The 26,155-nt window shown below is 50.0% G+C and carries 22 protein-coding genes; 12 read left to right on the top strand and 10 right to left on the bottom strand.

What is annotated here, in order from left to right; all coding sequences use genetic code 11:
- Window positions 1–55 precede the first annotated feature (55 nt).
- A complete protein-coding gene (locus BTA35_RS10140) occupies window positions 56–1,621 on the top strand; it encodes a DNA cytosine methyltransferase (protein WP_078319683.1) in 1,566 nt (521 codons plus the stop codon).
- Here the strand turns inward: BTA35_RS10140 and BTA35_RS10135 are convergent.
- From BTA35_RS10135 to BTA35_RS10115, 5 genes are all read right to left on the bottom strand, one after another.
- Entirely contained in the window at window positions 1,596–3,671 is a 2,076-nt protein-coding gene (locus BTA35_RS10135; protein WP_078319682.1) for an AIPR family protein, read from the bottom strand. The two genes, BTA35_RS10140 and BTA35_RS10135, sit on opposite strands and share 26 nt — an antisense overlap.
- A complete protein-coding gene (locus BTA35_RS10130) occupies window positions 3,664–4,674 on the bottom strand; it encodes a PD-(D/E)XK motif protein (RefSeq protein WP_078319681.1) in 1,011 nt (336 codons plus the stop codon). The genes BTA35_RS10135 and BTA35_RS10130 overlap by 8 nt, the downstream gene beginning before the upstream one ends.
- Entirely contained in the window at window positions 4,667–7,504 is a 2,838-nt protein-coding gene (locus tag BTA35_RS10125; protein WP_078319680.1) for a Z1 domain-containing protein, read from the bottom strand. Before BTA35_RS10125 ends, BTA35_RS10130 begins: the two co-directional genes overlap by 8 nt.
- Window positions 7,505–7,506: 2 nt before the next feature.
- Window positions 7,507–9,021 (bottom strand): ATP-binding protein, encoded by a 1,515-nt coding sequence (locus BTA35_RS10120; protein ID WP_078319679.1) that lies wholly within the window; start codon window positions 9,019–9,021, stop codon window positions 7,507–7,509.
- A gap of 137 nt (window positions 9,022–9,158) precedes the next feature.
- Complete coding sequence (locus BTA35_RS10115) at window positions 9,159–10,022, bottom strand: YicC/YloC family endoribonuclease (RefSeq protein ID WP_078319678.1); 864 nt, start codon at window positions 10,020–10,022, stop codon at window positions 9,159–9,161.
- A gap of 399 nt (window positions 10,023–10,421) precedes the next feature.
- Between BTA35_RS10115 and rph the strand changes: the two genes are divergently transcribed.
- Complete coding sequence (gene rph / locus BTA35_RS10110; RefSeq protein WP_078319677.1) at window positions 10,422–11,144, top strand: ribonuclease PH; 723 nt, start codon at window positions 10,422–10,424, stop codon at window positions 11,142–11,144.
- Window positions 11,145–11,441: 297 nt separating this feature from the next.
- Here the strand turns inward: rph and BTA35_RS10105 are convergent, their stop codons facing one another.
- A complete protein-coding gene (locus BTA35_RS10105; protein WP_078319676.1) occupies window positions 11,442–12,203 on the bottom strand; it encodes an exodeoxyribonuclease III in 762 nt (253 codons plus the stop codon).
- Window positions 12,204–12,294: 91 nt separating this feature from the next.
- Between BTA35_RS10105 and pyrE the strand changes: the two genes are divergently transcribed.
- The 4 genes from pyrE (at window position 12,295) to BTA35_RS10085 (ending at window position 15,700) form a co-directional block, all read left to right on the top strand.
- Window positions 12,295–12,942 carry an orotate phosphoribosyltransferase gene (pyrE, locus tag BTA35_RS10100; protein WP_078319675.1) on the top strand — a complete coding sequence of 216 codons (648 nt, stop codon included), beginning with the start codon at window positions 12,295–12,297 and terminating at the stop codon, window positions 12,940–12,942.
- Window positions 12,943–13,048: 106 nt separating this feature from the next.
- Window positions 13,049–13,597, top strand: coding sequence for a YfaZ family outer membrane protein (locus BTA35_RS10095; protein WP_160055000.1), 549 nt, complete (start codon window positions 13,049–13,051; stop codon window positions 13,595–13,597).
- 74 nt (window positions 13,598–13,671) lie between these two features.
- Complete coding sequence (locus tag BTA35_RS10090) at window positions 13,672–15,036, top strand: deoxyguanosinetriphosphate triphosphohydrolase (protein ID WP_078319673.1); 1,365 nt, start codon at window positions 13,672–13,674, stop codon at window positions 15,034–15,036.
- Between the two features lie 262 nt (window positions 15,037–15,298).
- Entirely contained in the window at window positions 15,299–15,700 is a 402-nt protein-coding gene (locus BTA35_RS10085; protein WP_078319789.1) for a PaaI family thioesterase, read from the top strand.
- 97 nt (window positions 15,701–15,797) lie between these two features.
- Here BTA35_RS10085 and BTA35_RS10080 read toward each other — a convergent pair whose 3' ends face one another.
- The gene (locus BTA35_RS10080) at window positions 15,798–16,229 is read right to left on the bottom strand and encodes a DUF423 domain-containing protein (protein WP_078319672.1); all 432 of its coding nucleotides are present in this window, start codon (window positions 16,227–16,229) and stop codon (window positions 15,798–15,800) included.
- Window positions 16,230–16,416: 187 nt separating this feature from the next.
- Between BTA35_RS10080 and thiS the strand changes: the two genes are divergently transcribed.
- From thiS to BTA35_RS10055, 5 genes are all read left to right on the top strand, one after another.
- The gene (thiS, locus tag BTA35_RS10075) at window positions 16,417–16,617 is read left to right on the top strand and encodes a sulfur carrier protein ThiS (protein ID WP_078319671.1); all 201 of its coding nucleotides are present in this window, start codon (window positions 16,417–16,419) and stop codon (window positions 16,615–16,617) included.
- A gap of 58 nt (window positions 16,618–16,675) precedes the next feature.
- A complete protein-coding gene (locus BTA35_RS10070) occupies window positions 16,676–17,473 on the top strand; it encodes a thiazole synthase (protein WP_078319670.1) in 798 nt (265 codons plus the stop codon).
- 113 nt (window positions 17,474–17,586) lie between these two features.
- Window positions 17,587–18,372, top strand: coding sequence for a tRNA (guanosine(46)-N7)-methyltransferase TrmB (trmB, locus tag BTA35_RS10065; RefSeq protein WP_078319669.1), 786 nt, complete (start codon window positions 17,587–17,589; stop codon window positions 18,370–18,372).
- A 161-nt stretch (window positions 18,373–18,533) separates the two neighbouring features.
- A complete protein-coding gene (locus BTA35_RS10060; RefSeq protein ID WP_160054993.1) occupies window positions 18,534–20,534 on the top strand; it encodes a TonB-dependent receptor plug domain-containing protein in 2,001 nt (666 codons plus the stop codon).
- Between the two features lie 32 nt (window positions 20,535–20,566).
- Window positions 20,567–21,709, top strand: coding sequence for a hypothetical protein (locus tag BTA35_RS10055; RefSeq protein WP_078319667.1), 1,143 nt, complete (start codon window positions 20,567–20,569; stop codon window positions 21,707–21,709).
- Window positions 21,710–21,813: 104 nt separating this feature from the next.
- Here the strand turns inward: BTA35_RS10055 and BTA35_RS10050 are convergent, their stop codons facing one another.
- On the bottom strand, window positions 21,814–23,067 hold the full coding sequence (locus BTA35_RS10050) for a cytochrome-c peroxidase (RefSeq protein ID WP_078319666.1): 1,254 nt from the start codon (window positions 23,065–23,067) through the stop codon (window positions 21,814–21,816).
- 91 nt (window positions 23,068–23,158) lie between these two features.
- On the opposite strand from BTA35_RS10050, the gene BTA35_RS10045 reads away from it, so the two are divergent.
- Window positions 23,159–24,247 (top strand): hemin-degrading factor, encoded by a 1,089-nt coding sequence (locus BTA35_RS10045; protein WP_078319665.1) that lies wholly within the window; start codon window positions 23,159–23,161, stop codon window positions 24,245–24,247.
- An 82-nt stretch (window positions 24,248–24,329) separates the two neighbouring features.
- Here BTA35_RS10045 and BTA35_RS10040 read toward each other — a convergent pair whose 3' ends face one another.
- Together BTA35_RS10040 and BTA35_RS10035 are read right to left on the bottom strand one after the other, a co-directional pair.
- Entirely contained in the window at window positions 24,330–25,124 is a 795-nt protein-coding gene (locus tag BTA35_RS10040; protein ID WP_103989674.1) for a heme ABC transporter ATP-binding protein, read from the bottom strand.
- Between the two features lies 1 nt (window position 25,125).
- Window positions 25,126–26,154 carry a FecCD family ABC transporter permease gene (locus tag BTA35_RS10035; RefSeq protein WP_078319664.1) on the bottom strand — a complete coding sequence of 343 codons (1,029 nt, stop codon included), beginning with the start codon at window positions 26,152–26,154 and terminating at the stop codon, window positions 25,126–25,128.
- Window position 26,155: the final 1 nt, after the last annotated feature.

Here is a 26,155-nt window from a genome sequence, read left to right as displayed (position 1 = left end):
TAGCTATTTATCTTGATTAGCATTATCCTGCCGCAAACCTTCGTGCGTGTGAAAAATGAAAAAAACTGTAAATATCATCGACTTATTTGCAGGCCCTGGTGGTCTGGGTGAGGGCTTTAGCGCGTTCCAATCTGATAAAACTCAGTTCAAAATCAGAATGTCCGTAGAGCGCGAAGTAAGTGCCCATAAAACCCTAACACTAAGAGCATTTTTTCGATTACTCAAAGCGCAAGGCAAAGAGCTCTCTTACTTTGATTATGTGGAAGGTCGCATTAGCAAAGAAGTGCTAGTAGAGCGGCATGCTGATCTTTGGAAAGAAGCATCAGCTGAGACTCTTGGTGAACCAACAGCACTAGGCGATGATAACGATAGAATTATCCCTAAACTTCAGCAACTAAAAGAACGGTATAAAGGTGAACCTTGGGTTGTTATTGGGGGGCCGCCATGCCAGGCGTATTCACTGGTTGGTCGTGCTAGGAATAAAGGTATTAAGGGATACACTGCAGAAGCAGATCATAGACACTTTCTGTATCAGGAATACTTGAATGTTCTTTCTATAATCCAGCCTGATGTATTCGTGATGGAGAATGTAAAAGGCATTCTCTCCTCGAAGGTTCAGGGCGATTTTATATTTCCTCGTATTTTAGAGGATCTCAAGAATCCAAGCTTTGCCATTAACAAAATTAAAGATGGTCGGAAATATCATATTTACTCTTTTGTTAAGCTGCCTGACTGTAATGAGCTTTTCGATACAAAATATTCCGATAATCGAGACTTCATTATTCGAGCTGAGGATTATGGGGTACCGCAAGCACGACATCGGGTCATTCTTTTGGGGGTTGCGGAAGATTCGTCTGCGCGGCCTAGAATACTTCGTCAAAAGACAACTGTTCCTGTCGAAGATGTTCTAAAAGGTTTGCCTTCGCTCCGTAGCAAACTCTCAAAAGAGAGAGATTCAGATGCTAAATGGAAGGAAGTAATTTGTGACCAAGTAACTATCTTGGCTCAGTCACTCAAAGGGAATAAAAAATACAAAGCAGTTATAGAGCAAATGAAGATAGCTGCGAAACAGCTAAAATTTTCATCCCCGATTGTTGGTGAAAGCTATCCTGAATTACCAAGTCAACTTGATGAATCAGTGCTAACTCGATGGTTGTTGTCACAAAGGCCTAACAAAGTACTGAACCATCATGCTCGTGGGCATATGAATAGTGATTTGGCGCGTTATTTGTTTAGTGCATGTTGGGCCGATCCTAGTGTATTTGGAAGCAGTGATAAGCCATTTCCAAAAGCGGAAGACTATCCTGATCTCTTGGCTCCGGATCATGCTAACTGGAAAAGTGGTAAGTTTGCCGACCGTTTTCGGGTGCAGCGAAAAGGAAGGCCTGCAACAACTGTTACAAGTCATATTTCAAAAGATGGCCACTACTTTATCCATCCAGATGCTACTCAATGCCGAAGTCTGACCGTACGTGAAGCTGCAAGGATTCAGACTTTTCCTGATAATTATTTTTTTGAAGGGAACCGTACGCAACAATACGTGCAAGTTGGCAATGCTGTACCGCCATTTTTAGCAGTACAGCTTGCGAAAGTTGTTAGTGAGCTTCTATTAATTGAATAGAGTCTAGTGTTCCTTTTTCTTTTAAATGTTTAATAATTTTAGCTGCATGTTTTGCTTGTTTTACAGACGGGACTTTTGCCCAAGATCCCGCAGCATATCCGGCCATGGTATTAGCTAAACTACATTGAAACTCTGAAAGATGCCCATTGCTTTGTCCGACTTTAGTGATTTCCCACCAAGTATCACCATCAATGCTCATAACTAAGGCAATATTCTGGCGGTCTTCAGTTGTGATTGATAATTTACCACTTCTTGCTTCAGCCCCTACTGTAGGCAAGTGGTCTCCTTCTGAGAGTTCTGATTCTAATTCATCAGGGATTGGAAGGTTTAGCTGAAGCACCTCTCTCCAGCAGTCTTCTTTTTTAGCCCATTCGGTAACATTTCTCCCTCGAGATGACTCAATAATGCAGTCTAAAACTATTGGCATCCAATCATGAATCACTTGCTCGACAATTGGTTTAACATCTTGTCGATTCCAAATTTTGCTAAGCAATAATCTTCCGTATGTCTTTGCAGAAAACAGAGAGACAGTATAGGCGACAGCATTAGCTCTATATGCAGGAAATGCATGATGTCTTGCAACTGATTCCGCTTTTTTATAAATAATTGCTTTTGCGATGAGATCTTTATAAAAGCTGATATCTGGGGTTAATTTTTCCTGCTTCACTTTTGACATGTAATAGACAAAGTTTTTTTGTGTTCCTCGTGAAACAATATGCGGAAGCTGTGCCCATGCATTTTGGTATCTAGCAAGGTCGGTTTTCACAAACTTTTTGTTAGAAGGGTTTATGCTTTCGAACTTTCTACGGTTTGCTGGAGTTGTTGACGCCCTGCTCTTAGCAACTTGGTATTGACCGCGTGCGCGCTCGTAGAACCATTTAAACTGTTGGCCAGGTGCCCAGACTGTCTGAGAAAGCCGCTCAATTTCAACGTGAAAGCTATCATTCGCTGCGAAATCAGCCTCGTTTACCTTGTTTTGGGTATTCGAGTATCGGCTGATTTGGGGAACCAATTCATCAAGGCTCTCCGGATTAACCTTGGTGATTTTTGCTTGAACGGCTACCCGGTTAAGGTGAGGGCATTTATCAGCCTTTTTCGCACGATGGATGGAAGCCACTGTCTGACCTCCATTTACAATTTGGAGTCCGCGTATGAAGGTAATGATTTCTTGGCCCGAATCGTTTTGCTCAATGTTGAGAGACTCTACTGTTGCTGAAATTCCGTTGTTGTATGCTAAAAATCGGCTTGGCTCATTGAGAATGGTGTTTCTGATACCCTTGTTGACCTTACCTTTCTGTTGGAGAAATGAACGGACATTCAGCTCCATCAGTCTTCCAGCGTATTCCTCGTAGAGATCAGCCAGCCACTCTCCGGGCAGAATTGCGAGGTAGCCGCTGTACTCATCACTGTTCCCCTGCATGGATAGGCATGGCAGGCCGCGTCCAAAGCGTTCAACCAAGTCTATCTCTATACATTCTTGGTTGGCATCTGATGCCTGTGCTCTGCTGAGTCGGACAATATCCCACTTGTGAATTTGGAGATCGATGCCAGCAGGCCCCTGGATGCTAGGCTCTTCCCTGAGAGAAATCTCGGAGTCAGTCAGGTAGTGGAGTCGGATCTGGCTGATTGATCCTAAGGATTCTTTTATTAACGAAACGCAGTCGTAAGTCTTGGAAGAAGGTTCAATTTCCGACAGCTGCGTTTTTTGGCAGAAGTCGAGTAGTCGAATAGCGCGTTTCAGTGAGGTTTCAAGGTTCGACTTGTTGATAGATTCAGGGTTATCAAATCCAAAATAATCCGAAACTACCAAGTCTAACCGTCCTTCAGAAAGATCAGCACCCCAGGCATCACAACGAACACTACCAGAGCCGAACTGTCGCTGTATGTGTCCGATAGAAAGATCGAACGATACACCTGATTCCGAGAGTAGTGATGTCGCGTATTCGGTAAATCTTTCCACAGGGTATTCTTCAGATAGATTTCCATTATCAGGGTCAGAAATGTCTGCGAGAAGCTGATATCGGAATTCTTGGACGCCGGAGTCAATCATTTTGGTTACTCGAGATTGCTAGAATTAATTCGTCGAACGTGAGGGCTTGCAAGGCCACTGTGCCCAGATTGATCTGGTATGTTGCTTCTACGATCCCTTCCGGGATTGAGTTGTGTGTGAGTTTTGGGAAGTTGTCATCAACGCAGAATGATCGAACTTTTCTTACCTGAAACGATTGCTGAGAGTAATGAGATTCATCCTTGTCGCGATAGCCTGAGGCAAGGAGTTTCTCCTCGAACTCGAGCCTATAAGCCGGAAAAGATGAGAGGCGTTGGCGAATGTTCTTTACGAGGTGAGGCAGTGTTTGATCCCCATGATCATGAGAGTCCATTGCCACCTGAGCAAGGAACAGCTTTTGGGTCCCTGTAGGGTCGAGTTGACGCAAGCTGCTGATGGAAACAGTTTCAATGTTGTGTGCGATAGTGGCTTTTACCTCGACAGAAGCGAGAGGAAGTTGGAAGTCATGATGGCTTCTCTCGCTACCCTTCCACGCTCGGATAACAGTGGCTACTTCAATGCTGTTATCCATGAACAGGATCGCTAATATAAGCTCTCCTGCCAGCCCTGTTTGCTCGGAAATTGAAAGCATTTTCTTCTCGGAAGAAAAGAAAGCTCGCCAGACGATCAGGACTTTTCTTATCACTCCATATCCAGTGATTGGATGCTCCACATCTGAAAGCTCATCAGTGAGACGGGCAGCCAAGGTCAGGAAAATATCGATTGAGGCGGTTTGCTTAAGAGTAAGCGATAGAAACATTTCCTGACTGTGATACGAAAGCTCGGAGTCAACTCCCTTGATTATCGGCAGGGGAGCATCCTTCAAGATATCGGGAGTAATCGGTCCGATTTCGAGGATCGGGGCTTTGTCATCAAAACGGATCGCGAGGTAAGCACCGAAATTGGAAGAACCACAGATGCGATACCTCGCTGTTTGGGTTAGAGCACCTGGTTCATCAAGCAAGCTATTCCATGCATTAACGATACGATCAAAATCGTTAACCATCAGTCTGTTGTCCTACAGAGTTCACAATGTACTCGACAGGAATATCTTGATCACCATCGATACCTGGGAAACTGATTGCAAAGCCCATGAAGGGGACTTTCACCTCATCGAGTTTGTGTGCCCTGCGATCTATCGGATAGATGATAAGCAGCCCTTTTGCATTGGGACGATATTTTCGAAGTTGTGGGCCGCCTGGCGATTGGACCTTTGCGGCTTCCTCCGGCCCCTTTTTTTGTTCCACGATTTTCCGTCTTTCGGCAAGTGCCCGTTGGTAGTCCTGTTCATTGAGAACGATTACTTCCTCATCTGTCGGTTCAGTGAGTACCCCGGTACGGAAGTATTCCTCTGTTCCTTCTCTTTCACCGCGATTTCGAAGTCCAACTTGAAAGCCTCCCAAGTTTAGAGTTCCTTCTTCGTCTTTGGGAGTGATACCTGAAACTAGGACGGTCCAGTCTTTAAGGTTGCCTTTGGTGTTCTGAGCGCCGATGTATTTAGCAAGCAGGCGAGTATCGACCCTCCGAATAGTACCGTCGGAACCAGACTTATATGACTCTAGAAAGTTCAGTACAGGCTTTACGGGGACTTCATGCCAAAGTGGACGATGTTCAGAACTATTGAGGTCAAACTTGCCATTTTTTTCAGCTTCATGGAGTAGTGCTTTAACGGCAACGAGGTTTTGGCTTCTAGAATCTTCTTTTGCATCAAAAACAATGGTTTGTACGAAGTCGCCGCTATAACTGCACTTTTCTTTCTGCCCATCTCGCATCTTGACGGGCGACGTTACTTGCAGAAGCCGATGGGTTCGAACCCTGTGCCCAAAATTCTCGGGGGTCGCCCCCACAGCACACATCGTTTCAAAATCATTTCTCAGTTCAATGTCGGCATCTGAAATATGGCGGAACCAGTTGATAAGTTCTTTTGGAGCGAAAAGCCGTGTGAGGTCTACAAAACCATCTCTGTATCCGAACCATCGGCCCATCTGCATCAGCGTGTCGTAAGTTTTGCTTGGACGCGTAAAGTAACTAACTAGCAAGCCTTCAAGTGTGAGCCCTCGAGAAAGCTTGTCTCCGCCAATTGCTATGACGTTGAGCCCAGTGCCACGATGCCGTTCATAGTCCAGCACATCACCTGCACTTCCATTGATCTCGCGCACTATAACGGTTTGAACAACTTTCGGAAGAACCTGTTCAATTTCACGCCACTCATGAGCAGGGCAGCGTTCCTCATTTATTGAGGTGGTGGTTTTGGTGTAATCCTCTTGCCACAGATGTTTCAGATCTTTCCAGACTGAAAAGTTTGGATCATCACTACCATAAACGAGGCAATGACGGATGCTCGTTAAAGCTTCTTTTACTTGGGTGGTCACCTTGTTTTGAACATCAGTGAACCGGGTGACGTGTACCAGCATTGAGGAGTGTTTACTTCCCTGGCCCCTCAGAAGTCTTGCGCTGCACGAGAGCAAATAAGATAGAAGTGCCTTATAAAGGCTAGGTGGTACCCTCGATTCGCCTTGGAATTTCGGAATATGACTGCTTTTGTGCTTAGGAGGCATCCAGCCCTTTTTTTCATTCAGGGCCATACTATCGGCGTAATCAGATATTTTTCTAGTAAGCGGCAAGCCCTCGGTTTCTTGCCCGGTTTCAGCGTCCGTATAACCAAACATTCTCTGCGGACCGACGTAATTTGTCGGTGGCCGAATGCAGGTGATGAAACTTCTCGGAAACAGGTCTTCTCCGAAACTTTGCGAGTCAGAGTCCTTATGGATCATGATGTTTGCAAACGGAGTTGCCGTGTATGCGACATAGGCTGATTGCTCGAAAGTGTTCAAAATCGTTCTAATCAGGCCGTTGATGACAGTCGGATCCACCTCTGGGTCGACTTCCTTAATATCTTCGGACTTTGGGTCCCTGATGTTTGATTTATTGGTGTTGATCGAACCTTGGTCTGACTCATCATCAATCAGCAGGAGTGGAATTTCTGAAATTGGGGCGTATTGCGCTGGGTCGGTGATGCCTTTCTGGGCTCTACCTTGGCCTTTTAGGTATCCAATCAGGTTTTCCAGTACTGACTTGTTCTTCTTGACCACAAAGACCAATGGACGGTCTATGCTGTTAGCAAAATTTTTGGTCGCACTGGCCATAAAGTCACCATTGTCGGCCCGAGTGGTGGCAGCATCGGGCCACAGCTTTTTGTGATCGTGAGCAATCTCTCCAACGCCAATAAATTTTGGATTTCCCGGATCACTTTTGTCGTACCCTAGGAAGCCCTCTTCAATACGGATTTGGGTTTGGGAGCGAAGATTCTTATGGAAACCGGCGAGGACGATAATTACTTTGTAGCCTGCATCAGCGGCTTTACAGATCAAACCTGTGTAGTTGGCCGTCTTACCTGACTGAACAGAACCAACAACCATGCCCCTGCGGTCCCAGCTTCCTTTCTGTTCCGGGTTAGTCAGCTGCCCCAGAGTTTCATCAATAGTTTCATCCAGCTTTTCGATAACTCTCGGTGGCCACCCTTCTTTTCTTAGAAGCTCTTCGTAACGATTCCAGTAAAGCCACTGAATATCGGGTTTGGCTTTGGTAAGCCAGGCCGTCCAGTTCCTGTCTTCTGATGCCATGGTGTGTGCTGAGTCCATCCATGTTTTGTTGTTGAACTCAGCATTTTCTATCAACTTGTTTCTGACTTTCTGGTCGTCTTTGTAGGGAGTCATTATCAAAACCGCATCCACAGCTTCACAAAGCTGCTCCCGCGTAATCTTGCCACCATTCATTTTTTTCTTAAGTTGGATGGTACTTGAGACCATCGCACCGATTTCATCAAGAAATTCCATGTTTATCTGGCTCCAAAATGTGCGTAAATAATTTCTTTATGGTCTGAAAAGCACTCCAGCTCGCAGATCTCACTGATTATTTCGTCGGTCGGTGCTGAGTTGCCATCTTGAAGCAAGTCTAGGTAAGCAGTCGCAGCCTCGATGACTTCATTTTCTGAGGCTGCACCGAACGGCGATGACCTCTTTTCTGGCGACTCTGCGGAATCGAGCCAAATCTGCTCTACCGGAACTGTTTCCTCTATCAATCTGAAAATAGCTTCGGCTTCGTTTTTGCGGTCTCCAAGACGTTCAAGAAATCTTTTTATAACGGGGTGGTTGCGATCAAGACGATAGGTGTTCTGCCCACGAGTCTGTCTGGCCATCCATACCTTGCCAACTTTTTCCCTGCGTTCTCGTTTACCGTACTTACCTCGGTGGGCAAAGATTTCCCGAGCCTCTTTTCTCACTTGAGAGGCATACTGAACTAAGGCAAGTGCGACAGTCTGTGGGGGAGTTGCTAGGGACTTTTTGACATCGATCTTCCAGTCACTGTCCATTTCGTTGGTGATGTCGACACGAATTCGAGCAAGCTTGTAGTGTTCTTCTGCGCGCCACTTTGAAATACCTTCCCGGAGCCCCAGCCACGAGCCGCATACCAGAAGCCTATCTCCGCGATAAACGTAAAAACCTTGGTGGGCATTCCAGCCAAGCGGGCCGCCTGCTTCCTCATATTCATCCTGAGTGAGCATATCTTTATGGGGGAGGATAACTCCTTGGACAGTCGTCACTGTTTCACCAAATGGAATTTTGGTGACTGGCTTGGGCTCTGTCGCTTTATTTTTTAAGAAGAACGGATCCCAAGGCTTTACGAGATGGGCCTCGGTTTCACCATTGATGTAGATCTTCAATCTGGAAGAAGTGGCCAGAAAACGATGGAAGATCATGCCAAGATGATCACATAAAGAGTCAATTTGATGGTAGAACTCATCTCTATGCGCCGGACTTTTGGTGACAGTGCCTGCACATAGTTTGTCGAGGTTTTCCAGAAGGACTACCGTGCCGGATTCTTGATTATCGATACCTGCGAGCTTTTCCTCTGAATTGCTTCTGCCGCTCTTCAACAGTCGCCACTCATTTGTTTGTTGGCCCGCTATGTAGTCAAGATCCCATCTTCTGAGCGCTAACGGAGTACTTCCGGTTTTTGAGGCGACGGTAAGTGATCGTGCAAGTGAGAGAGAGGCTGTTTTAAGGCCAAGTCCAAAGCGACCTAGATCGTGTTCCTCTCGCTGGTCGAGAGGGCTTTGGCTACCCGCGACCATGGCTTTGGAAAGCTGTTTTTCGCTCATTCCAGTCCCATCATCTCGGATGGTGATCCATGAGTTCTCACCATCCCAACGAAGGGTAATCCAGATATTTTTTGCCTTGGCCGTGATGGAGTTGTCTATCAGATCTGCGATAGCGGAATTGAGCGAATAACCATAGGCCCTGAGCGACTCGAGCATGGCCGCAGCGCTGGGAGGGGAAATCTCAAAGTCCATTTAAAATCTCTTTGATATGGAGGTGTGTAAAGTAGCTTATAGTCTATAAGAAAATCATTAATGCTTGCGGGCGTACAGTTTGAAAAGCAAAAGGATCTTTTAGATCCTTTTGCTTATGATAAACAATCGGTTACATGCTACTCAATATTCTGGATCTGCTCGCGCATCTGTTCAATCAGTACCTTAAGTTCTACCGCGCACTGGGTTGTCTCGGTGACAATGGACTTTGAGGACAGGGTGTTGGCTTCGCGGTTCAGTTCCTGCATCAGGAAGTCGAGGCGGCGGCCTACAGGGTCTTTTTTCTTCAGGGTGCGGCGTACTTCTTTAACGTGGGTGTCGAGGCGGTCAAGCTCTTCGGCGACGTCGGTTTTGTTGGCGATGAGTACCATCTCCTGCTCAAGGCGGGCAGGATCCAGGTCATCTTTAATGCTGTCCAGTTTATCCAGAATCAGCTGACGCTGGCGCTCCAGAATTCCCGGTAGTGCGGCGCGTACCTGTACAACGATGGCGTCGATGCCGTCCAGTCGCTGGTTGATCAGACTGGCGAGCTCTTCCCCTTCCCGTGCCCGCATGGCGATCAGATCTTGCAGGCCTTTCTTGTACAGATCAAGGGCGGCTTTTTTCAGCTGATCGGCGTCCACTTCTTCATTCTGCAGTACGCCGGGCCACTGCATAATTTGCAGCGGGTTGATGGAACCCGGTTTGCTCAGGTGGCCGCTGATGGTTTCGGCGGCGCTGGCCAGTTGTTTTACCAGCTGTTCGTCGATATTGAGACTGTCGCTGACCTGGGTCGGATGGAAGCGCAGCACGGATTCCACTTTGCCTCGGTTCAGGCTTTTACGTTGCAGGTCCCGAATGGCAGGTTCCAGCTCCCGCAGGGTATCCGGCAGGCGGAAGTGGGGCTCCAGAAAACGTTGGTTGACCGAGCGGATCTCCCAGCTGAGAGTGCCCCAGGGATGCTGTTCTTCCTGACGGGTAAAGGCGGTCATGCTGTGAGTCATTGTGTGCTCCGGTCGGATGTTGAGGCAGTTGCGCCGATGGTGGGGTGCAATAGGTGCCACTTTAAGTCTTTTTATGCTGGCGCTAGTTTAGCGAAAGCGCGGGCTAATGTTTAGCGCACTTGGGCAATGAAAAATGAGAGTTGTTGGCTTTAGCCGGGGAAAGTCTCCGCGGGTACTGGCTTAACGTGTATAATTGGCGCATCTGATCTTCGCGCTGGCGTTATCTGCTGCAGTGTCGTGTTACTGACATGGTTATGCTGAGTGGTGTTGGCGTCATCAAGTTTTAAGGTTTTTGCCCGCTGCGGTTTTGCTTATCTTTTTTTATAAAAAAGGCTAAGCGACAAAAATTCTTCAGTTTTAACTCATTGGTTTTCAATTAAACAAACGAAAAGGTGTTTTATGGTTTCTCGTCCGAGTGGACGTGCATCTGATGCGATGCGCGAGGTGAAAATCACCCGCAACTATACCTGCCATGCAGAAGGTTCTGTGCTGGTTGAATTTGGTAATACTAAGGTGATCTGTACGGCGTCGGTTGATGCGTCTGTTCCTCGTTTTCTACGTGGTAAAAATCAGGGTTGGGTTACGGCGGAATATGGCATGTTGCCGCGTTCTACCGGTAGTCGTATGGGGCGTGAAGCGGCTCGTGGTAAGCAGTCCGGTCGTACTCAGGAGATTCAGCGCCTGATCGGTCGTTCTCTGCGTGCAGCGGTTGATATGCAGGCTCTGGGCGAGCACACCATTCAGATCGATTGTGATGTGATTCAGGCGGATGGTGGCACCCGTACAGCGTCGATCACAGGAGCCTGTGTGGCATTGGTGGATGCGATCCGCTGGATGCAGCGTGAGAAGATGATCAAGGGTGATCCTCTGAAGCAGATGATCTCTTCGATCTCTGTGGGTGTTTACAAAGGTATGCCGGTTCTGGATCTGGATTACCCGGAAGGCTCTACGGCTGAAACCGATATGAATGTGGTGATGACGGATCAGGGTGGCTTTATTGAGGTTCAGGGTACTGCGGAAGGTGCACCTTATACTCAGGAAGAGCTGCTGGCGATGTTGGAGCTGGCGAAGAAAGGCTGTACCGAGCTCTTTGAGATGCAGCAACAGGCGTTGGCGGAATAGGCTGCACTCTTTGCTGTAGATAGATTTTCTGCAGTGTAAAAGGTGCGCTTGTCTAACGGCAGATGCAAAGAAGCCCGTGATCACTGTTGAAAGCGATCACGGGCTTCTTTTTGTCACCTGCCTGACAAGCTCCCGGGGTGCCCCTGCACCTTCTGGGCGGCACGTTAGAGTCTTCTCTGTGTGCCGCATTCATCGTAAGCCAGAACCCTGCTTTTGATCTGAATCTGATCGTTGTCGTCCTGAAACGGCAGAGGGTAAAAAATCCGGCAGGTGCAGGTATCTTCCCGGGTACCAGAATTACAGGTCGATATCGTACTCAATCACCAGAGGTGCGAACTCTGAGAAGTTAGCCTGAGTATCAAACCAGGCGTTTACGATATTGCGCCGCATGTTCGGCCCTGTTACCTGGTAGTCGATCCGCCAGCCATCCTGTCGGTTACGTGGTTTATCAACCTCTGGATACCAGGAGTACTGGCCTTCCTCGCGGTTCACTTCACGGAACGCATCCAGAAAGCCCATGGGGCCAAATACCTGATCCAGCCAGGCACGCTCCACCGGTCGGAACCCTGGTGTGTCCTGATTGTTAGCCCAGTCCGCCAGATCAATCGTTTTGTGGGCGATATACCAGCTGCCGCAGATAATGTGCTCACGGCGCTTGCGGCGCAGTTTTTTCAGATACTCGTTGAACTGCTCCATAAAGGCATATTTTGCCTGTGGATCGCTGTTATCCGGCATCAGAAAAGACGCGATGCTGAACTTATCAAAGTCTGCCTGAATAAAGCGGCCTTCAAAATCCGCCTGTTCAAAACCAAGACCTGTCATAATCGCTTTGGGTAGTTTGCGGCAATAAACGCCAACACCGCCAAAGTTGTCCTGATCTGCATCGAAAAAGTAGCCTTCATAACCCTGTGGATACAGGACTGAATCGTCCAGTTCATAGGACTTGGCCTGCAGATTTTGTACACAGATAACGTCTGCATCCTGCTGTTGAAGCCAGTCCAGAAAGCCTCTGTCTACGGCCCGGCGAATGCCGTTTAAGTTAATGTTGATGATCTTCATACGTGGTTCCTGCTACGACGAGCGTGTATGATACCCGAGCTTTAGACGTTTTGGTAAATACTCAGCAGCCAAATCTACCGGAGTTTCATGAATGCAAGACTACCAGCGCGAGTTTATTGAGTTTGCAATTGAGCAAAATGTACTACGTTTCGGCGAATTTACCCTCAAATCAGGCCGAATCAGCCCTTATTTCTTTAATGCGGGTTTGTTCAAATCGGGTCAGGCTTTAGCCCGTTTAGGCCGATTCTACGCGCAGGCGATCTCTGCATCAAAAGTTGAATATGATGTCGTCTTTGGCCCGGCCTATAAAGGTATCCCTTTGGCAGCCGTTACAGCTGTTGCATTGGCGGATCATCACGACCGCGATGTACCTTATGTGTTTAACCGTAAAGAAGCCAAAGATCACGGTGAAGGTGGTGTCCTGGTGGGTGCTGACCTGGAAGGCAAGGTGTTGATCATTGATGATGTGATCACTGCGGGCACTGCGATCCGTGAAGTGATGCAGATTATTGATGCCAATGGTGCACAACCTGGCGGCGTAGTGATCGCACTGGATCGTCAAGAGCGTGGCAAGGGTGAACTGTCTGCTATTCAGGAAGTCGAACGTGACTTCAATATGCCGGTGGTGAGTATCATCACGCTGGAACAGGTTCTGTTGTATCTGGATGATAAAGGTGATGACAGCGCCAAACGGCATGCAGATGCGATTCGGCAGTATCGCGAGCAGTACGGTATCTGAATACCGGGCATAGATCTGCACTGAATAAAGATATTTTATTGATTTTGGCGAATCTTTTATGCATATCGCCAGAGAATTTTATCGATTGCACTTATCCGAGGTTCCGATGAAACGATTAGCTTTAGCGGCATTAACTGCGGGAATGGCGGTGACAGCTCAGGCAGCCACCATTGACCTGAATATCAATAACGAAACAATTCGTGCGGAATACGACGCACCTCTGCCCCAGAATCGCCTGAATATGGCCGTAGGCGCTCTTTATCATGAAGAGAACGGCTCAGATGCCCTGGTGGGGCATTTGGGGCTGCATACGCAGGAAGATACCGCAACCTATAGCGTTGGTGTCGGTGGGCGTATCTATGCTCTGACCGGCTCAGGTGATTTTGATGGAGCCGCTGTAGGTCTGGGTCTTCAGGGAAGTTTTTCTTTTCAGCAGATTCCCCAGATGCGCTTTGGTGGCCACCTCTATTTTGCCCCTCAGGTTGTCTCGTTTGGTGATGTTGATGGCATGACAGACCTTTCTTTGCGGGCCTACTACCAGGCACTTCAGGATGTGGATGTCTATCTGGGTTGGCGGAAAATGGAAGTTGATGTGGGCGCAGGTTCCGATGATTTGGAAAGTAGCCTGAATTTTGGTTTTGTGATGAACTTCTGATCACAACCCCTTTGATCTGAAACTGATTTAGCGGCAATCTGTTGGCTTATGATAGTGCTTATAGGGAGCAATGCATGAGTCAACAGATAATGTCCTGGCAGCAATTACTCTCCAGCCAGCGGCTGCAAGGTATGTCCCGACATGGTATCGATGATGTCGGGCGTTCTCCCTTCCATAAAGATCATGACCGTGTGGTTTTTTCCGGTTCCTTCAGACGTATGGGCCGTAAAACCCAGGTTCACCCGTTAGCAGAAAACGATCATATTCACACCCGGCTAACCCATAGCCTTGAAGTGAGTTGTGTCGGGCGCAGCCTCGGTATGATGGTCGCTGACAGCCTGCAGCACCACCTGCCTGATAATATCTCCCCTGCTGATCTTGGCGTTATTGTGCAAAGTGCCTGTCTGGCGCACGATATTGGTAACCCGCCCTTTGGTCATGCCGGTGAATATGCCATTCGTGACTGGTTTCTGCAGGCGGAAAAACAGGGGCGGCTTGATGGTCTGACTCCGGAGCAGAAAGCAGACCTGATCACCTTTGAGGGCAACGCTCAGGGCTTTCGTATGGTGACTCAGGTGGAGTACAACCAATTTGCCGGTGGTATGAAGCTGACCTACGCCACTCTCGGGACTTTTCTGAAATATCCCTGGACGGCAACATATGCTTCAAGTCCTGATAATACTAAAAGTGCCGGTAAATTCAGCTGTTACCAGACGGAACTGCCTATGCTGCAGGAAACCGCAAAAGCCCTTGGCCTGATTCAGTTAGCCGATCAGCGCTGGTGCCGCCACCCACTGGTTTATCTGGTGGAGGCTGCAGATGACCTCTGTTACGCCCTTCTGGATCTGGAAGATGGTCTTGAGATGGAGATTCTGGCCTATCAGGAAGTGGAAGGTCTGCTGCTGCAGATCGCAGGTAGTGAACCGGAGGGGTATCGCCGGTTGGCAAAGGCCTCGAACCGGCGACGGGTCGCTGCTCTGCGGGGAGCAGCCATGGAGCAGGTTGTTGCCGCGGTATCGAAAGCCTTTGTGGAGCATCAGGAAGAGCTGCTTGCCGGCCGCTTTAACCGGGATCTGATTGATGCCTGCCCACCGGATATTGCCCAGGGAGTGGCTCAGGCGAAGCGGATGGCTCAGCAGCGTATTTTTGATCATCCGCGTAAAGCTAAGCTGGAGATAGGGGCTTACACCACTCTGGGTGTTTTGCTGGAGAACTTTTGCGGCGCAGTGGATGAGTTGAGCCTGCTTAAAGAGACCGGATCGGATGCACCGTTAAGCTTTAAACACAAACGAGTGCTGTCGCTGATCGGTGAGAATATTCCCGATACTGGCTGGAGCCGCTATGAGGCTTATCGTCGGGTACTGGATTTTATTGGTGGTATGACCGACAACTACGCGGTGGATCTGGCGCAGGAGATGGGTGGCCGTTTGAATGGCTGATGAAGCTTCGTGCCTGCCTGAATTGATGTCGGATGGCGCGCCAATAACCCGCGGTGCATTCTTAATCGTGCCGTTTAGGGCGCTTATCCGACCTACGGGGATTCTGTGTTATGTTTAGGTGGGCTCCCACGTGGAACATGTAAACAAGCAAATACTGTGATGCATAATAAAAACAGGCTCAGGAGTCGTTATGACCACTGCAACAATAACAACAAAAGCAACCTCTACCCCAGAGAATACAGCCGGGCAGTCAGACACTGTCATGACGGTAGATGAGATCAATCAGTTTCTTCACAAAGAGTTCCCTCAGCATATCGGTGTCGTAACTGAGATGGGCAGGAATAGCGCTGTGATGCGACTGAATGTGGATGATGCCCATCTGCGTCCCGGAGGAACCGTTTCCGGGCCCACGATGATGGCGCTGGCGGATATCTGTCTCTATGTCGCGATTCTTGGGCAGATCGGCCCGGTGGCTCTGGCGGTAACCACTAATCTGAATATCAACTTTCTCAGAAAGCCAGAACCAGCCCGGGCTATTATTGCTGAGGCACGTCTGCTGAAATTGGGTAAGCGCCTGGCGGTGGGCGAGATCAGTATCTGCTCAGAAGGTGATGATGAGCCGGTGGCCCATGTCACTGCGACCTATTCGATTCCACCGCGCTGATCCGGTATCGCCCTGAAGAACGGCCCACCATAATCTTTGTAGGTCGTGGCTTTAGCCCGACAATCAGCGCCTGCGCTGGCAGCCCCTCAGCCGATAATCAACGTTTGTGCTGATAAAAACCGTAATGAGCCAGACTTAACCAACCCAGAGCCATCAGAAAACCACCGACTGGTGTGATGGCTCCGGTCGTAAAGCCCAGCAGATGTTTACCGTAAATTCCGCCGCAGAAAGCAAAAATTGCCAGCAGAAATAAGAGGCCGGGCACAAGACTTAATCCGCTTATCGGCCTCCCTTGCCGTAATGCTCCCCCTGCGACCCATAAACTAAGCGCCAATGTCAGGCTATTAAATTGTTGATAGCGAACTGCCGTTTGCAGGCTGCTGAGTACATCGCTGTCACTACTGGTAAAACCATGGCTCAGCCAGGCATCAAGAAAGACAGAGGATGCGCCAAGCAAACCTGTTAATAGCCAGAGCAGTCCGTAAAAATAAAAAAGCATTTTTTTCGATGACTCCGGGGAATTTAGCATTGGGTAACTCCAGATTTAAGGCCGCAAAGCCATAGGTTTGAGGTACAATATCCGCCTTTTTCAGCGGCAGTGGTTTAGGCAAAAGCTTATGAACAATGGCGCGGAGAAATATAGCGTCCATCAGACCAGATTTCACGCCGCTTGCCCTAAATACAGAAAAGCAATCGACAGATCAGGTAACAAACCTATGAATATACTGGTTAATGGCGAGCCGAAGACGTTGCCGGATCAGGCGACGTTGGCTGATTTAATCATCCAAATGGAGCTGACAGGTAAGCGTATCGCAGTGGAAGTGAATGCTGAGATTGTACCGCGTAGCCAGCATGGGGAAACCCACCTGAATGAGAATGATCAGGTTGAGATTGTGCACGCCATCGGCGGTGGCTGATATCGCCGTAAGCGCTTAATCACGGAACATAATAAACACAGACAGGGGAAACCATTCGATGACGGATTCGATAAAAAACGACGATCTTCTGACCATAGCGGGTAAAAGTTACCAGTCCCGTTTACTGGTGGGTACCGGTAAATATAAAGATCTGGCAGAAACCCGCTTGGCGATTGAGGCCAGTGGCGCAGAGATTGTCACCGTTGCGGTTCGCCGTACCAATATCGGACAGAACCCGGATGAGCCGAATCTGCTGGATGTGATTACACCGGATAAGTACACGATTCTACCCAATACCGCCGGTTGCTTTACCGCTGAAGATGCCGTGCGTACCTGCCGCCTGGCCCGTGAGTTGCTGGATGGTCACAATCTGGTGAAGTTGGAAGTACTGGGTGATCAGAAGACGCTGTACCCGGATATGGAAGAAACGCTGAAGGCGATGAAGACCCTGATCTCCGACGGCTTTGATGTCATGGTTTACTGCAATGATGATCCGATTGCGGCGAAAAAGCTGGAGGATATGGGAGCCTGTGCCATTATGCCGTTGGGTTCCCTGATCGGTTCCGGTTTGGGTATTCTGAACCCGCACAACATCCGCATCATCATGGAAAGTGCCAATATCCCTGTGCTGGTTGACGCCGGTGTGGGTACAGCTTCTGATGCTGCGATCGCTATGGAGATGGGTTGTGAAGCGGTTTTGATGAACACCGCCATTGCCGGAGCGAAAGACCCGGTGCTGATGGCCTCTGCCATGCGTAAGGCGATTGAGGCTGGTCGTGAAGCGTATCGGGCCGGTCGTATGCCCCGTAAAAAATATGCCAGCGCATCATCTCCGTTGGATGGGCTGATTGGCTGAGTTTATCCGTAGGTGCGCTGAGATCCGGGCAGGCCTGTTGAGACGGGCTTGCCGATGTTCTCTATCGATACCCTCACTTTTTAAATAACACCATACAGGTTTAAAGAACGACAATGTCTGATGCAACTGATGCTCAAAACCCGAATCAAGCTGTCAACGAGGCTGAGGTTTCTGAGCAGCCGGTAGAAAGCCAGGAAAGAAAAGAAAACGAAACGCCTGAAGAACATAAGCGCCGTATTCGCAGCTTTGTACTGCGCACCGGTCGTATGACGGCGGGCCAACAGCGTGGCATGGATGAGTTCTGGCCAAAATGGGGGTTGACCCTGGAGCAGGGTGAAATCGAGCCGCAACAGGTGTTTGGCCGTGAAGCACCGCTGGTTATCGAGATCGGTTTTGGTATGGGTCACTCTCTGTTTGAGCAGGCCAACACCATGCGCGATCATGATTTTATTGGCATTGAAGTGCACACGCCGGGTGTGGGTAAGTTACTGGCCGAAGCTGGCGATGCAGGCTTAACCAATCTGCGTGCTTATGAAGACGATGCCGTTGAGGTTCTGAATCAGTGCATCCCGGATGGCTCTGTGGATCTTTTGCAGCTGTTCTTCCCGGACCCGTGGCACAAAAAGCGCCATCATAAGCGCCGTATCGTACAGCCTGAATTTGTTCAGCTGCTGCGTAAGAAGCTGAAAGTGGGTGGTCGCTTCCATATGGCCACTGATTGGGAAAACTACGCCGAGCACATGGTAGAAGTGATGCAGGTGGCAGAAGGCTACGAGAATACCGCCAGCGATGGTGATTATGTACCACGTCCGGATTCCCGGCCTGTCACTAAGTTTGAAAAACGGGGTGAGCGCCTCGGCCATGGTGTTTGGGATATCATCTATCGGCGGATAAGCTGATAAATCAAAGCATCTGTTTTTTGTGAAACGGCCGAGAGGCCGTTTTTTTATATCTGGCCAACTAATAAAAATAGTTCTCATTACCATTGTATTTTAATTTAATGCTAATTATTATCGTTTAGCTTCAAATTAACTTAATGTCTCTGGTTGTAGGATCTATTGTGAAATATCCCTTAAATCTGATCGTTTTCTCAGTGGCTCTGTTGTCTTCGGGCGTCGTGCTTTCCGCAGATGATGGGGTTTCCGGGGAAGAGACTTGGGTCGTTACCGGAACCCGGACAGAGCGGCTGCTTGAGGATGCGCCGATACGTACAGAGGTGGTCTCCCGGGAGCAGCTGGATACCCTGCACGCCCGTAACGTTGCGGAGGCGCTGAAAACGGTACCGGGGCTGATGCTGAAAGATATTCACGGTAAAGGCGGCCAAGAGGTATGGCTTCAGGGGTTGGATGCTGATCGGGTTCTGATTCTGGTCAATGGTCGTCCCGTCACAGCCAGCACAGGCTCATCGGTGGATGTCAGTCAACTGGCCACTGCGGATATTGAACGTATAGAGGTCGTAAAGGGAGCTACATCGGCGCTGTATGGCAGTTCTGCGATGGGTGGTGTGGTGAATATTATTACCCGTCGCCCGGATAAAGAGTTCAGTCTTTCTGTAACCGCCGATGCCGGCAGCTATGGCCAGGGTAATATCGGTAACTCTGATCTGAGTCTGGGCGGTAGGGAGCAGGATATCAGTTCCCGTTATGGCCAGTTAAATCTTGGCATGAATAAAGGTAACTGGAGCGCTGTGCTGAATGGCAGTATCAGAGATACCGACGGCTATGACCTTGATTTGGATACCCCCAGCAGAGATGGCTCATCCGGCACAAAAACCAATGTTTCTGCACGCCTGGCCTATGAAGCAGCGTCCGGTCATGAATATTTTGTTGAGCCCAGTTACTACAAAGAGGATCTGGTTGCAGAGAACCTGCTGTTTACACCTGGAGTGGGTTATCGGGATAAAACCGAAGTTGCGGAGCGTAAGCATCTGGATGCAGGGGCACGTTTTCAGTTTGGCGAGGATAAGCTGGCGCTCTATCTGACCCATGAGGCTTTCAGTGATATCACCGAAAAGGGTGATATTCGTACGGCTGAGCAAAAAATTCTTCGAGGTAGTGTCCAGTGGGACACGCCTCTGACAGATAACCAGCTACTGACCCTGGGTGCAGATCTGTCCCAGGCAGAACTGGAGCAATATCTGGATAAGCCCACCCTGACCGGCTATCAGAGAACAGACGAGATAGGTAACGGAACGGATAACAAGAGTGCCGAACTATTTGTTCAGAACGATATTTTTCTGGGAAGTCACTGGGAGTTATTGCCCGGTGTGCGCTATCAGTATGATTCCGATTTTGGCAGTCACTACACACCCAAGGTGAATGTCTCTTATACGCCAGACTGGCTTGACTCTGCGGAGGTGCGTATTAGGGCGGGTGTGGGTATGGGGTACCGTGTTCCTAACCTTAAAGAACGCTACTACGTTTTTGATCATAGTAATTTGGGCTATATGGTCATGGGAAACCCTGATCTTCAGCCGGAGCGCTCGGATAGTTATCAGATTGGAGCTGAGCTGAGCTTCCCTTCCGGGCTGAGTGTGGATCTGAGCCTGTATCGCAATAATCTGACCGACCTTATCACGTCTGCCACGAATGCCGATCATCCCAGAAGTACGCCATCCGTTGTCATTTACGAATATCTGAATATTGACCGAGCCACGATTACCGGTGCCGAGCTGGCGCTAAAAGGTCAGTGGCGCAACCTGGTGTATTGGGATGCGGCACTGACCTTGATGGATACCGAAAATGCATCGACAGGAAAGCAGCTTACCGGTCGTCCTCAGCAGCAGTTTAAAACCGGCCTGACGCTCAAGCCGGGATCAGGTTTTAGTGCTTCGCTGCTGGGCAGTTATGAGAGTAAGAGCTTTAGCGATGTCGACAATGAGCATTACACGCCCGCCTGGAGCACCTGGGATCTGAAGCTGAACCAGCAAATCAATCCGCATCTGAAAGTTTATCTGGGCGTCGACAATCTGGCTGATGTCACTAAAGACCCTTCAGATCCCAATGATCAGGGCCCGCATCCCGGGCGCTTCGTCTATTCCGGCTTAAGAGTCGATCTTTAATATTTTTTCTGCTAACCGTTACGGAGAACATCATGAATTTAGAGTTACCCTTTACCCGTTCTTTACTGAGCACTGCTGTTCTGGCGGCAACACTGACACTGACCGGCTGCTTAGGGTCGGATAGTGATGATGATTCCGATGGTGATACAGCAGTAGGTGAGACTGGTGCCGGTTCCTGGCAGGCTGCAACGGCCTCTCCTGGTCTGACACCGGATTCAGGGGCTGTTTACTGGGATCTTGAAACGAACAGTATTGTTACCGAGTATGATGATTGGGAGCTTAAGGTCGAGAAGTCCGGCTATAGCACGGTTTACTCGCTGAACGGCGGTGCATCAGGCTCCGGTCAGGCCGCGATTGTCGGTAGCGATAAAGCAGGTGATGCTCAGGGTGTTGGTGCTCTTTTAGCGGACTCCGTATGGGATGTAACAGATCCCACCGATACCAGTCAGGTTTATAAGTATTTTACCGATTCCTCCGAAGGGGCCTTTAATGCGCCCGGTGATTTTGGTGCTCTGGAGTATGGCGCTGCGGGCGGGCATGCCATGTGGCCAACCTTTGCGGTCTATCTGATTGACGACGATGAAGGTAACCACCATAAAGTTCAGGTTCTGAGTAATACCGGTGAGAACGGTGATCTTTCCTCCGCCAGTCTCTTTATCCGCTATGCTGATGCCGCCACAGGTGCGGTAGAGAAAACGATCAGTCTGGACGCCACCGGCGGAACGGCGGTAGGTCTTGATCTGTCCGGAGATATCACGGTTGCTGATACCGCAACGAACACCGCATGGGATATAGCTTATCAGAAGTATGTAGGTTTCAGCCTTAACGCTTCCGCTAAAGCCTGTGTTGCCCATCAGTATGATGCGCTTTATGACGCCGATGGTAACCCGGTTGCAGCGGAGTTCGAGAAACTGAACGCAGCAAACACTCTGGCTGAATTTAATGCGGTTAAGGCGGATGACTGTGTTACCGCTGCGGATGCAGTAAAAACACTAATGCCATCAAGTGGCTGGTATGACTACGACAGCACAACGCATATCGTCACCGTACATGATAAAGGCGACAGCAATGGCTGGATTGTAAAATCAGCAGATGGCAATGCTTATGGCCGAATTCACTTCAGCAGCTACAGCCCGCTGACCCTTCAGGTGGAGCAGTGGAAGGCGGCGGAGTAAATCTCAGCGTCCAACCATGAGTGATAAAACCCCGCCGGATAAGCGGGGTTTTTTTGTTGCGTCTGTTTTTCTCTGCCCATAGCGTTTGGTTGGAAAGGTATGAGTTATTCGTTTAGCAGCGACTCATAGCGACGGTCGGTCAGCGTTTTTAAAAAGGCGATCAGATCCTGCTTGTCCTGGGATGACAGCTCCGGCATCGCCAGTTCTGCCCCGTGTAGCTGATCGGCATAGCTATCTGTCTGCCAGATGAGACCGGTTTCAGGGTTTATCCCATGATTCGGGTTGCTGGTATTGCCCCAGCTGCGGAAGTTATAGAGTTCCAATACCGCCTCCAGTGTTTTTAACGCACCATTGTGCAGGTAGGGCCCTGTAACCGCGACATTACGCAGGGTGGGCGTTTTAAACGCGCCCGCTGTGGCGTACTCCAGATCCGGCTGCGCCGCAATACCGGGATCAGCCTCCGAGGTGCTTTGCTCCAGCTCCAGGTTAACCGGAGCGCCGATATTGCGATAGCGATAGTGAGTAAAGGTCTCATAGTGGGCGTTGTTAGCCTCCCCCATACGGTGACAGTTGACGCAGCTAGTTTGGCTGGATGTGAAAAAAAGCACTCGGCCTCGCTCCTCTGTCGCTGTCAGCTCGTCTTCCCCCGCCAGCCAGCGGTCGTACTTGGCATCAAAAGGCTGGAACAGCTCGGTTTGCTGAAACGCCACCAGACTCTCGGTGACGTCAGAGAAAACCGCTTCCGTATCACTGAAATCGTAACGCTGAAAAGCCCGTTGAAAGGCCTCCGCATAGCGGGGTTGCTCTATGATCCGGGCTATCAAGGTTGCTTTGTCAGGGATCGCCATCTCCACCGGATTCAGAAATGGCTGACCTGCCTGCTGTTGCAGCGTTTTGGCGCGCCCGTCATGGAAAAAGCCGCCCAGGTATTCTCCGTACTCTTCATACTTTCCGTACTCTCCATTTCCATCGATATCGGTATCGACTGCAAATTCAGGTGTTAGCCCTATATAACTTAGGGTTGGGGCGTTGCGGTTTCCCAGACTGATACCGTCATCACCAATGGAGACCCCTGATTCAATAGCCGCTGTTCGACTGTCGGTAAAGGCTCTGTCGGGGTCATGGCAGCTGCTGCAGGATTGGTTGCGCGTCAGGGAGAGATTAGGGTCAAAGAATAGCATCTGCCCAAGAGCTGCTTTAGCGCTTACGGCAGAGGTCTGCGTTGCATCGGTTGATGTTTGGCCTGATGAGCCCTGACCACAGGCGCAAAGAGCTGAGCAAGTCAGTACTAGCGTAAGGCGGGACAGTTTTAAAGGGCTTTGGGCATATTTTAAGCGATGCGGAGGTCGGTAGATCATAGTGGATTCAATTTCAAGTGACTTTGATTATGATAATCACTATCATTAACTTGGGCAATAAGTGATCGATCAAAAAGATAAGGGAGATGGCATGATTCAACCTCTGAGTCGCGATAGCTTAAACAGTTTGCGCGAGCGCGTCGCACGCTTTAAAGCGGATAATCCTAAGCTGAGAATCCGCAACGTGGCGGATGCTCTGGGGGTCAGTGAAGCGGAGCTGGTGGCACTGAACTGTGGGGATGGTGTTACCCGGCTGCGTTCTGATCCGGAAAGTCTGCGTCAATTGATGGCTGAGATGCGCACACTGGACTCGGTCATGGCCCTGTCCCGGAATGACAGTGTGGTTCACGAAAAAACCGGCATCTATGGCAAGCTGGGCGGCGGTGAAAAGGTGGGCTTATTTCTGGGTGACATTGATCTGCGTATTTTCTTTAAGCAATGGTCCTTTGCTTACTCTGTCACAGAGGGAGAGCGGCGCAGCCTGCAGTTTTTTGACCAGGCCGGCACGGCGGTACATAAAGTTTACGCTAATGCTGACACGGATATTCAGCGCCTGGAGCAGCTGGTTACCTGCTATCGGGTTGAGGATCAGTCCCCAGGGCAGTATATCGATCCTGAGCTTGCTGCTCAGGCTGATCAGTGGGTTATCAATCCGGCTCAGGCTGATACGGACGTCGATCGCACCGCTTTCCGGGCGGACTGGGATCAGCTGAAAGATGTGCATGATTTCTCTGACCTGTTGAAAAAACATGACTTGGAGCGGAAACAGGCGTTTCGTCTGGCAGGGGAAGAGCGGGCCAGGATCTTGCCGGTGACCGTTCTGGAGCAGGCATTAGAAAAGGCGGCTCAGCAAGATTTACCGATTATGGTTTTTGTGGGTAACGCAGGTATTGTGCAGATCCACACCGGAGTGGTAAACAAACTGGTGCGTATGGGGCCCTGGTTTAACGTGCTTGATCCGGGCTTTAATCTGCATGCGAACACAGAGACTTTTTCCGAAGCCTGGCTGGTTCGACGCCCCACCGAAGATGGCGTGGTCTCTTCTCTGGAGTTCTTCGATCAACAGGGCTATCAGGTGCTGCAGTTGTTTGGGGCAAGAAAACCGGGACAAAAAGAGCTGACCGAATGGCAGACGTTGCTGGAAACACTGGAACAGCCAGAGGAAGCCGGGACGATCTAATATCCGGTTGCGCAATAAAAAAAGGGTTGTTGCCTTAACCGGCACAACCCTTTTTTTAGGGTTAATGATGGTATGAGGTGGGTCAGATCAGAATAGGCTGGCCGCTACTCATATGGATCTTCTCTGGCAGGTATTGCCAGTGCCGCTCGATGGTCTCCGGTGTCAGAATCGTTTCCGGTTCACCCTGCAGGGCAATTTCTCCATTATCAATCAGGCAGCAATGATCGCAATATTGCAGGGCCTGATTCAGGTCATGCAAAATCACAAGGACGGCATAGCCCCGGTTTTTTGCCAGATCACGGGCGAGGGAGAGGATACCGTGTTGCTGTCCCAGATCCTGGGCAGATGTGGGCTCATCCAGCATCAGTAGTGGTGCACTTTGCGCCTGACTTAATTGCAGAAGTACACGGGCCAGCTGTACGCGCTGGCGCTCACCACCGGACAACGATGGATAGCTTCGCTCTGCGAGATGCCGACAGTCGGTATGCTCCATCAGGTTGTAGATCAGCTGCCAGCCCTCTTTATGGCCTATGGTCAGTGGGGTGAGCCCCAGGGCGACCACCTCCTGGGCCAGAAAAGGGAAGGTCAATTCGCTGGATTGAGCCAGCACACCCAAATGTTGTGCCAGTGCCTTATGTTGCCAATCCTGGCGTGGTTTACCATGGAGCAGAACACGGCCCTCGTTCTCAATGGTACCGGTAATCGCCTTAAACAGTGTGGATTTACCGGCACCGTTAGGGCCGAGAACACCCATGACCTCGCCAGCTTTAAGCTCCAGATTATCCAGGTTCAGCAGGCTTTTGGTGCCCACCTGCACATGCAGGTTGCTGAGATGTAGCATGGCTTTTTCTGCCTTGATGTTTTTTTTCAGGGTCATATCAGGTATTCCAGCGACGACGTTGCTGAATCAGCATAAACAGAAAAAAAGGCGCTCCCATCAGCGCGGTAACCAGTCCTACCGGCAGTTCCGCCGGCTGCACGGCCAGGCGGGAGAAAAGATCCGCCACCAGCAGCAGCAAAGCGCCGCATAGGGCTGTCAGCGGCAGCAGTGTCTTGTGACTGGGGCCGGTGGTCATACGAACAATATGAGGAACCACCAGACCCACAAAGCCGATAATGCCTGAGCAGGCAACTGCGACGCCGACGCCGACGGCGGTCAGCACGATCAGTTCCAGTTTAAGGCGTTCTACATTAATGCCCAGGTGGCGGGCGTCGGCTTCGCCCAGCAATAGTGCATTCAGAGCCCCGGCTCGTTTCTGGAATGCGTAGGCCAACAGGGCAAAGGTGGCGCTGGCCAGTAGAATTTTGTGGGTATCGCTCCCTGCCAATGACCCCATCTGCCAAAGACTGAGGGCCCGTAGGTTTTCATCGCTGGCAAAATAGCTGACAAAGCCGATAGCAGCTCCGGCAAAGGCTGATAACGCGACGCCAGCCAGTAGCAGTACCAGCACGGAGGTGCCGGAGCGGGTCTGAGACAGGCCGTATACCAGGAGTGTTGCTCCCAGTCCTGAAATAAAAGCGGCTACGGGAACCGACCAGGCTGAGATGCTTGCGGGTAGCCAAACGATGGCGATAACGGCACCGACGGCGGCACCGGATGATACGCCGATAATGCCGGGATCCGCCAGCGGGTTACGGAACAGCCCCTGCATCACTGCTCCGGACTGAGCCAGAATAGCCCCCACCGCCAGAGCCAGTAGTATGCGAGGCAGTCGTAGTTCTGTGACGACGGCCTGTTGATAACTTTGCAGATTACTGAAAGCAGAGCCGGTTGCGGCATCGATAACCGTTAATAGACTCTCCAGAGCCGGCAGAGGCATCGCCCCCAGCATAATGGACGATAGCGCGGCGAGTAGCAGTAGTGCGAACAGCACCGAAGCGGTCAGAGCAGGCGGCAGGCGGAGCATA

This window comes from Oceanospirillum linum, assembly GCF_001995095.2.
In the GTDB taxonomy this organism is placed as follows: domain Bacteria; phylum Pseudomonadota; class Gammaproteobacteria; order Pseudomonadales; family Halomonadaceae; genus Oceanospirillum; species Oceanospirillum linum.
This window is presented reverse-complemented; position numbering and strand designations above follow the sequence as displayed.

Bases quoted from the DNA above. Each gene is read 5' to 3' on its own strand.
- BTA35_RS10040 (WP_103989674.1), bottom strand. From the start codon at position 25,124: ATGACCCTGAAAAAAAACATCAAGGCAGAAAAAGCCATGCTACATCTC.
- BTA35_RS10115 (WP_078319678.1), bottom strand. From the start codon at position 10,022: ATGACTCACAGCATGACCGCCTTTACCCGTCAGGAAGAACAGCATCCC.
- BTA35_RS10140 (WP_078319683.1), top strand. From the start codon at position 56: ATGAAAAAAACTGTAAATATCATCGACTTATTTGCAGGCCCTGGTGGT.
- BTA35_RS10120 (WP_078319679.1), bottom strand. From the start codon at position 9,021: ATGGACTTTGAGATTTCCCCTCCCAGCGCTGCGGCCATGCTCGAGTCG.
- BTA35_RS10135 (WP_078319682.1), bottom strand. From the start codon at position 3,671: ATGATTGACTCCGGCGTCCAAGAATTCCGATATCAGCTTCTCGCAGAC.
- BTA35_RS10070 (WP_078319670.1), top strand. From the start codon at position 16,676: ATGACGGATTCGATAAAAAACGACGATCTTCTGACCATAGCGGGTAAA.
- BTA35_RS10130 (WP_078319681.1), bottom strand. From the start codon at position 4,674: ATGGTTAACGATTTTGATCGTATCGTTAATGCATGGAATAGCTTGCTT.
- BTA35_RS10045 (WP_078319665.1), top strand. From the start codon at position 23,159: ATGATTCAACCTCTGAGTCGCGATAGCTTAAACAGTTTGCGCGAGCGC.
- trmB (WP_078319669.1), top strand. From the start codon at position 17,587: ATGTCTGATGCAACTGATGCTCAAAACCCGAATCAAGCTGTCAACGAG.
- BTA35_RS10095 (WP_160055000.1), top strand. From the start codon at position 13,049: ATGAAACGATTAGCTTTAGCGGCATTAACTGCGGGAATGGCGGTGACA.
- BTA35_RS10050 (WP_078319666.1), bottom strand. From the start codon at position 23,067: ATGATCTACCGACCTCCGCATCGCTTAAAATATGCCCAAAGCCCTTTA.
- pyrE (WP_078319675.1), top strand. From the start codon at position 12,295: ATGCAAGACTACCAGCGCGAGTTTATTGAGTTTGCAATTGAGCAAAAT.
- thiS (WP_078319671.1), top strand. From the start codon at position 16,417: ATGAATATACTGGTTAATGGCGAGCCGAAGACGTTGCCGGATCAGGCG.
- BTA35_RS10125 (WP_078319680.1), bottom strand. From the start codon at position 7,504: ATGGAATTTCTTGATGAAATCGGTGCGATGGTCTCAAGTACCATCCAA.
- rph (WP_078319677.1), top strand. From the start codon at position 10,422: ATGGTTTCTCGTCCGAGTGGACGTGCATCTGATGCGATGCGCGAGGTG.
- BTA35_RS10085 (WP_078319789.1), top strand. From the start codon at position 15,299: ATGACGGTAGATGAGATCAATCAGTTTCTTCACAAAGAGTTCCCTCAG.
- BTA35_RS10090 (WP_078319673.1), top strand. From the start codon at position 13,672: ATGAGTCAACAGATAATGTCCTGGCAGCAATTACTCTCCAGCCAGCGG.
- BTA35_RS10035 (WP_078319664.1), bottom strand. From the start codon at position 26,154: ATGCTCCGCCTGCCGCCTGCTCTGACCGCTTCGGTGCTGTTCGCACTA.
- BTA35_RS10105 (WP_078319676.1), bottom strand. From the start codon at position 12,203: ATGAAGATCATCAACATTAACTTAAACGGCATTCGCCGGGCCGTAGAC.
- BTA35_RS10080 (WP_078319672.1), bottom strand. From the start codon at position 16,229: ATGCTAAATTCCCCGGAGTCATCGAAAAAAATGCTTTTTTATTTTTAC.
- BTA35_RS10055 (WP_078319667.1), top strand. From the start codon at position 20,567: ATGAATTTAGAGTTACCCTTTACCCGTTCTTTACTGAGCACTGCTGTT.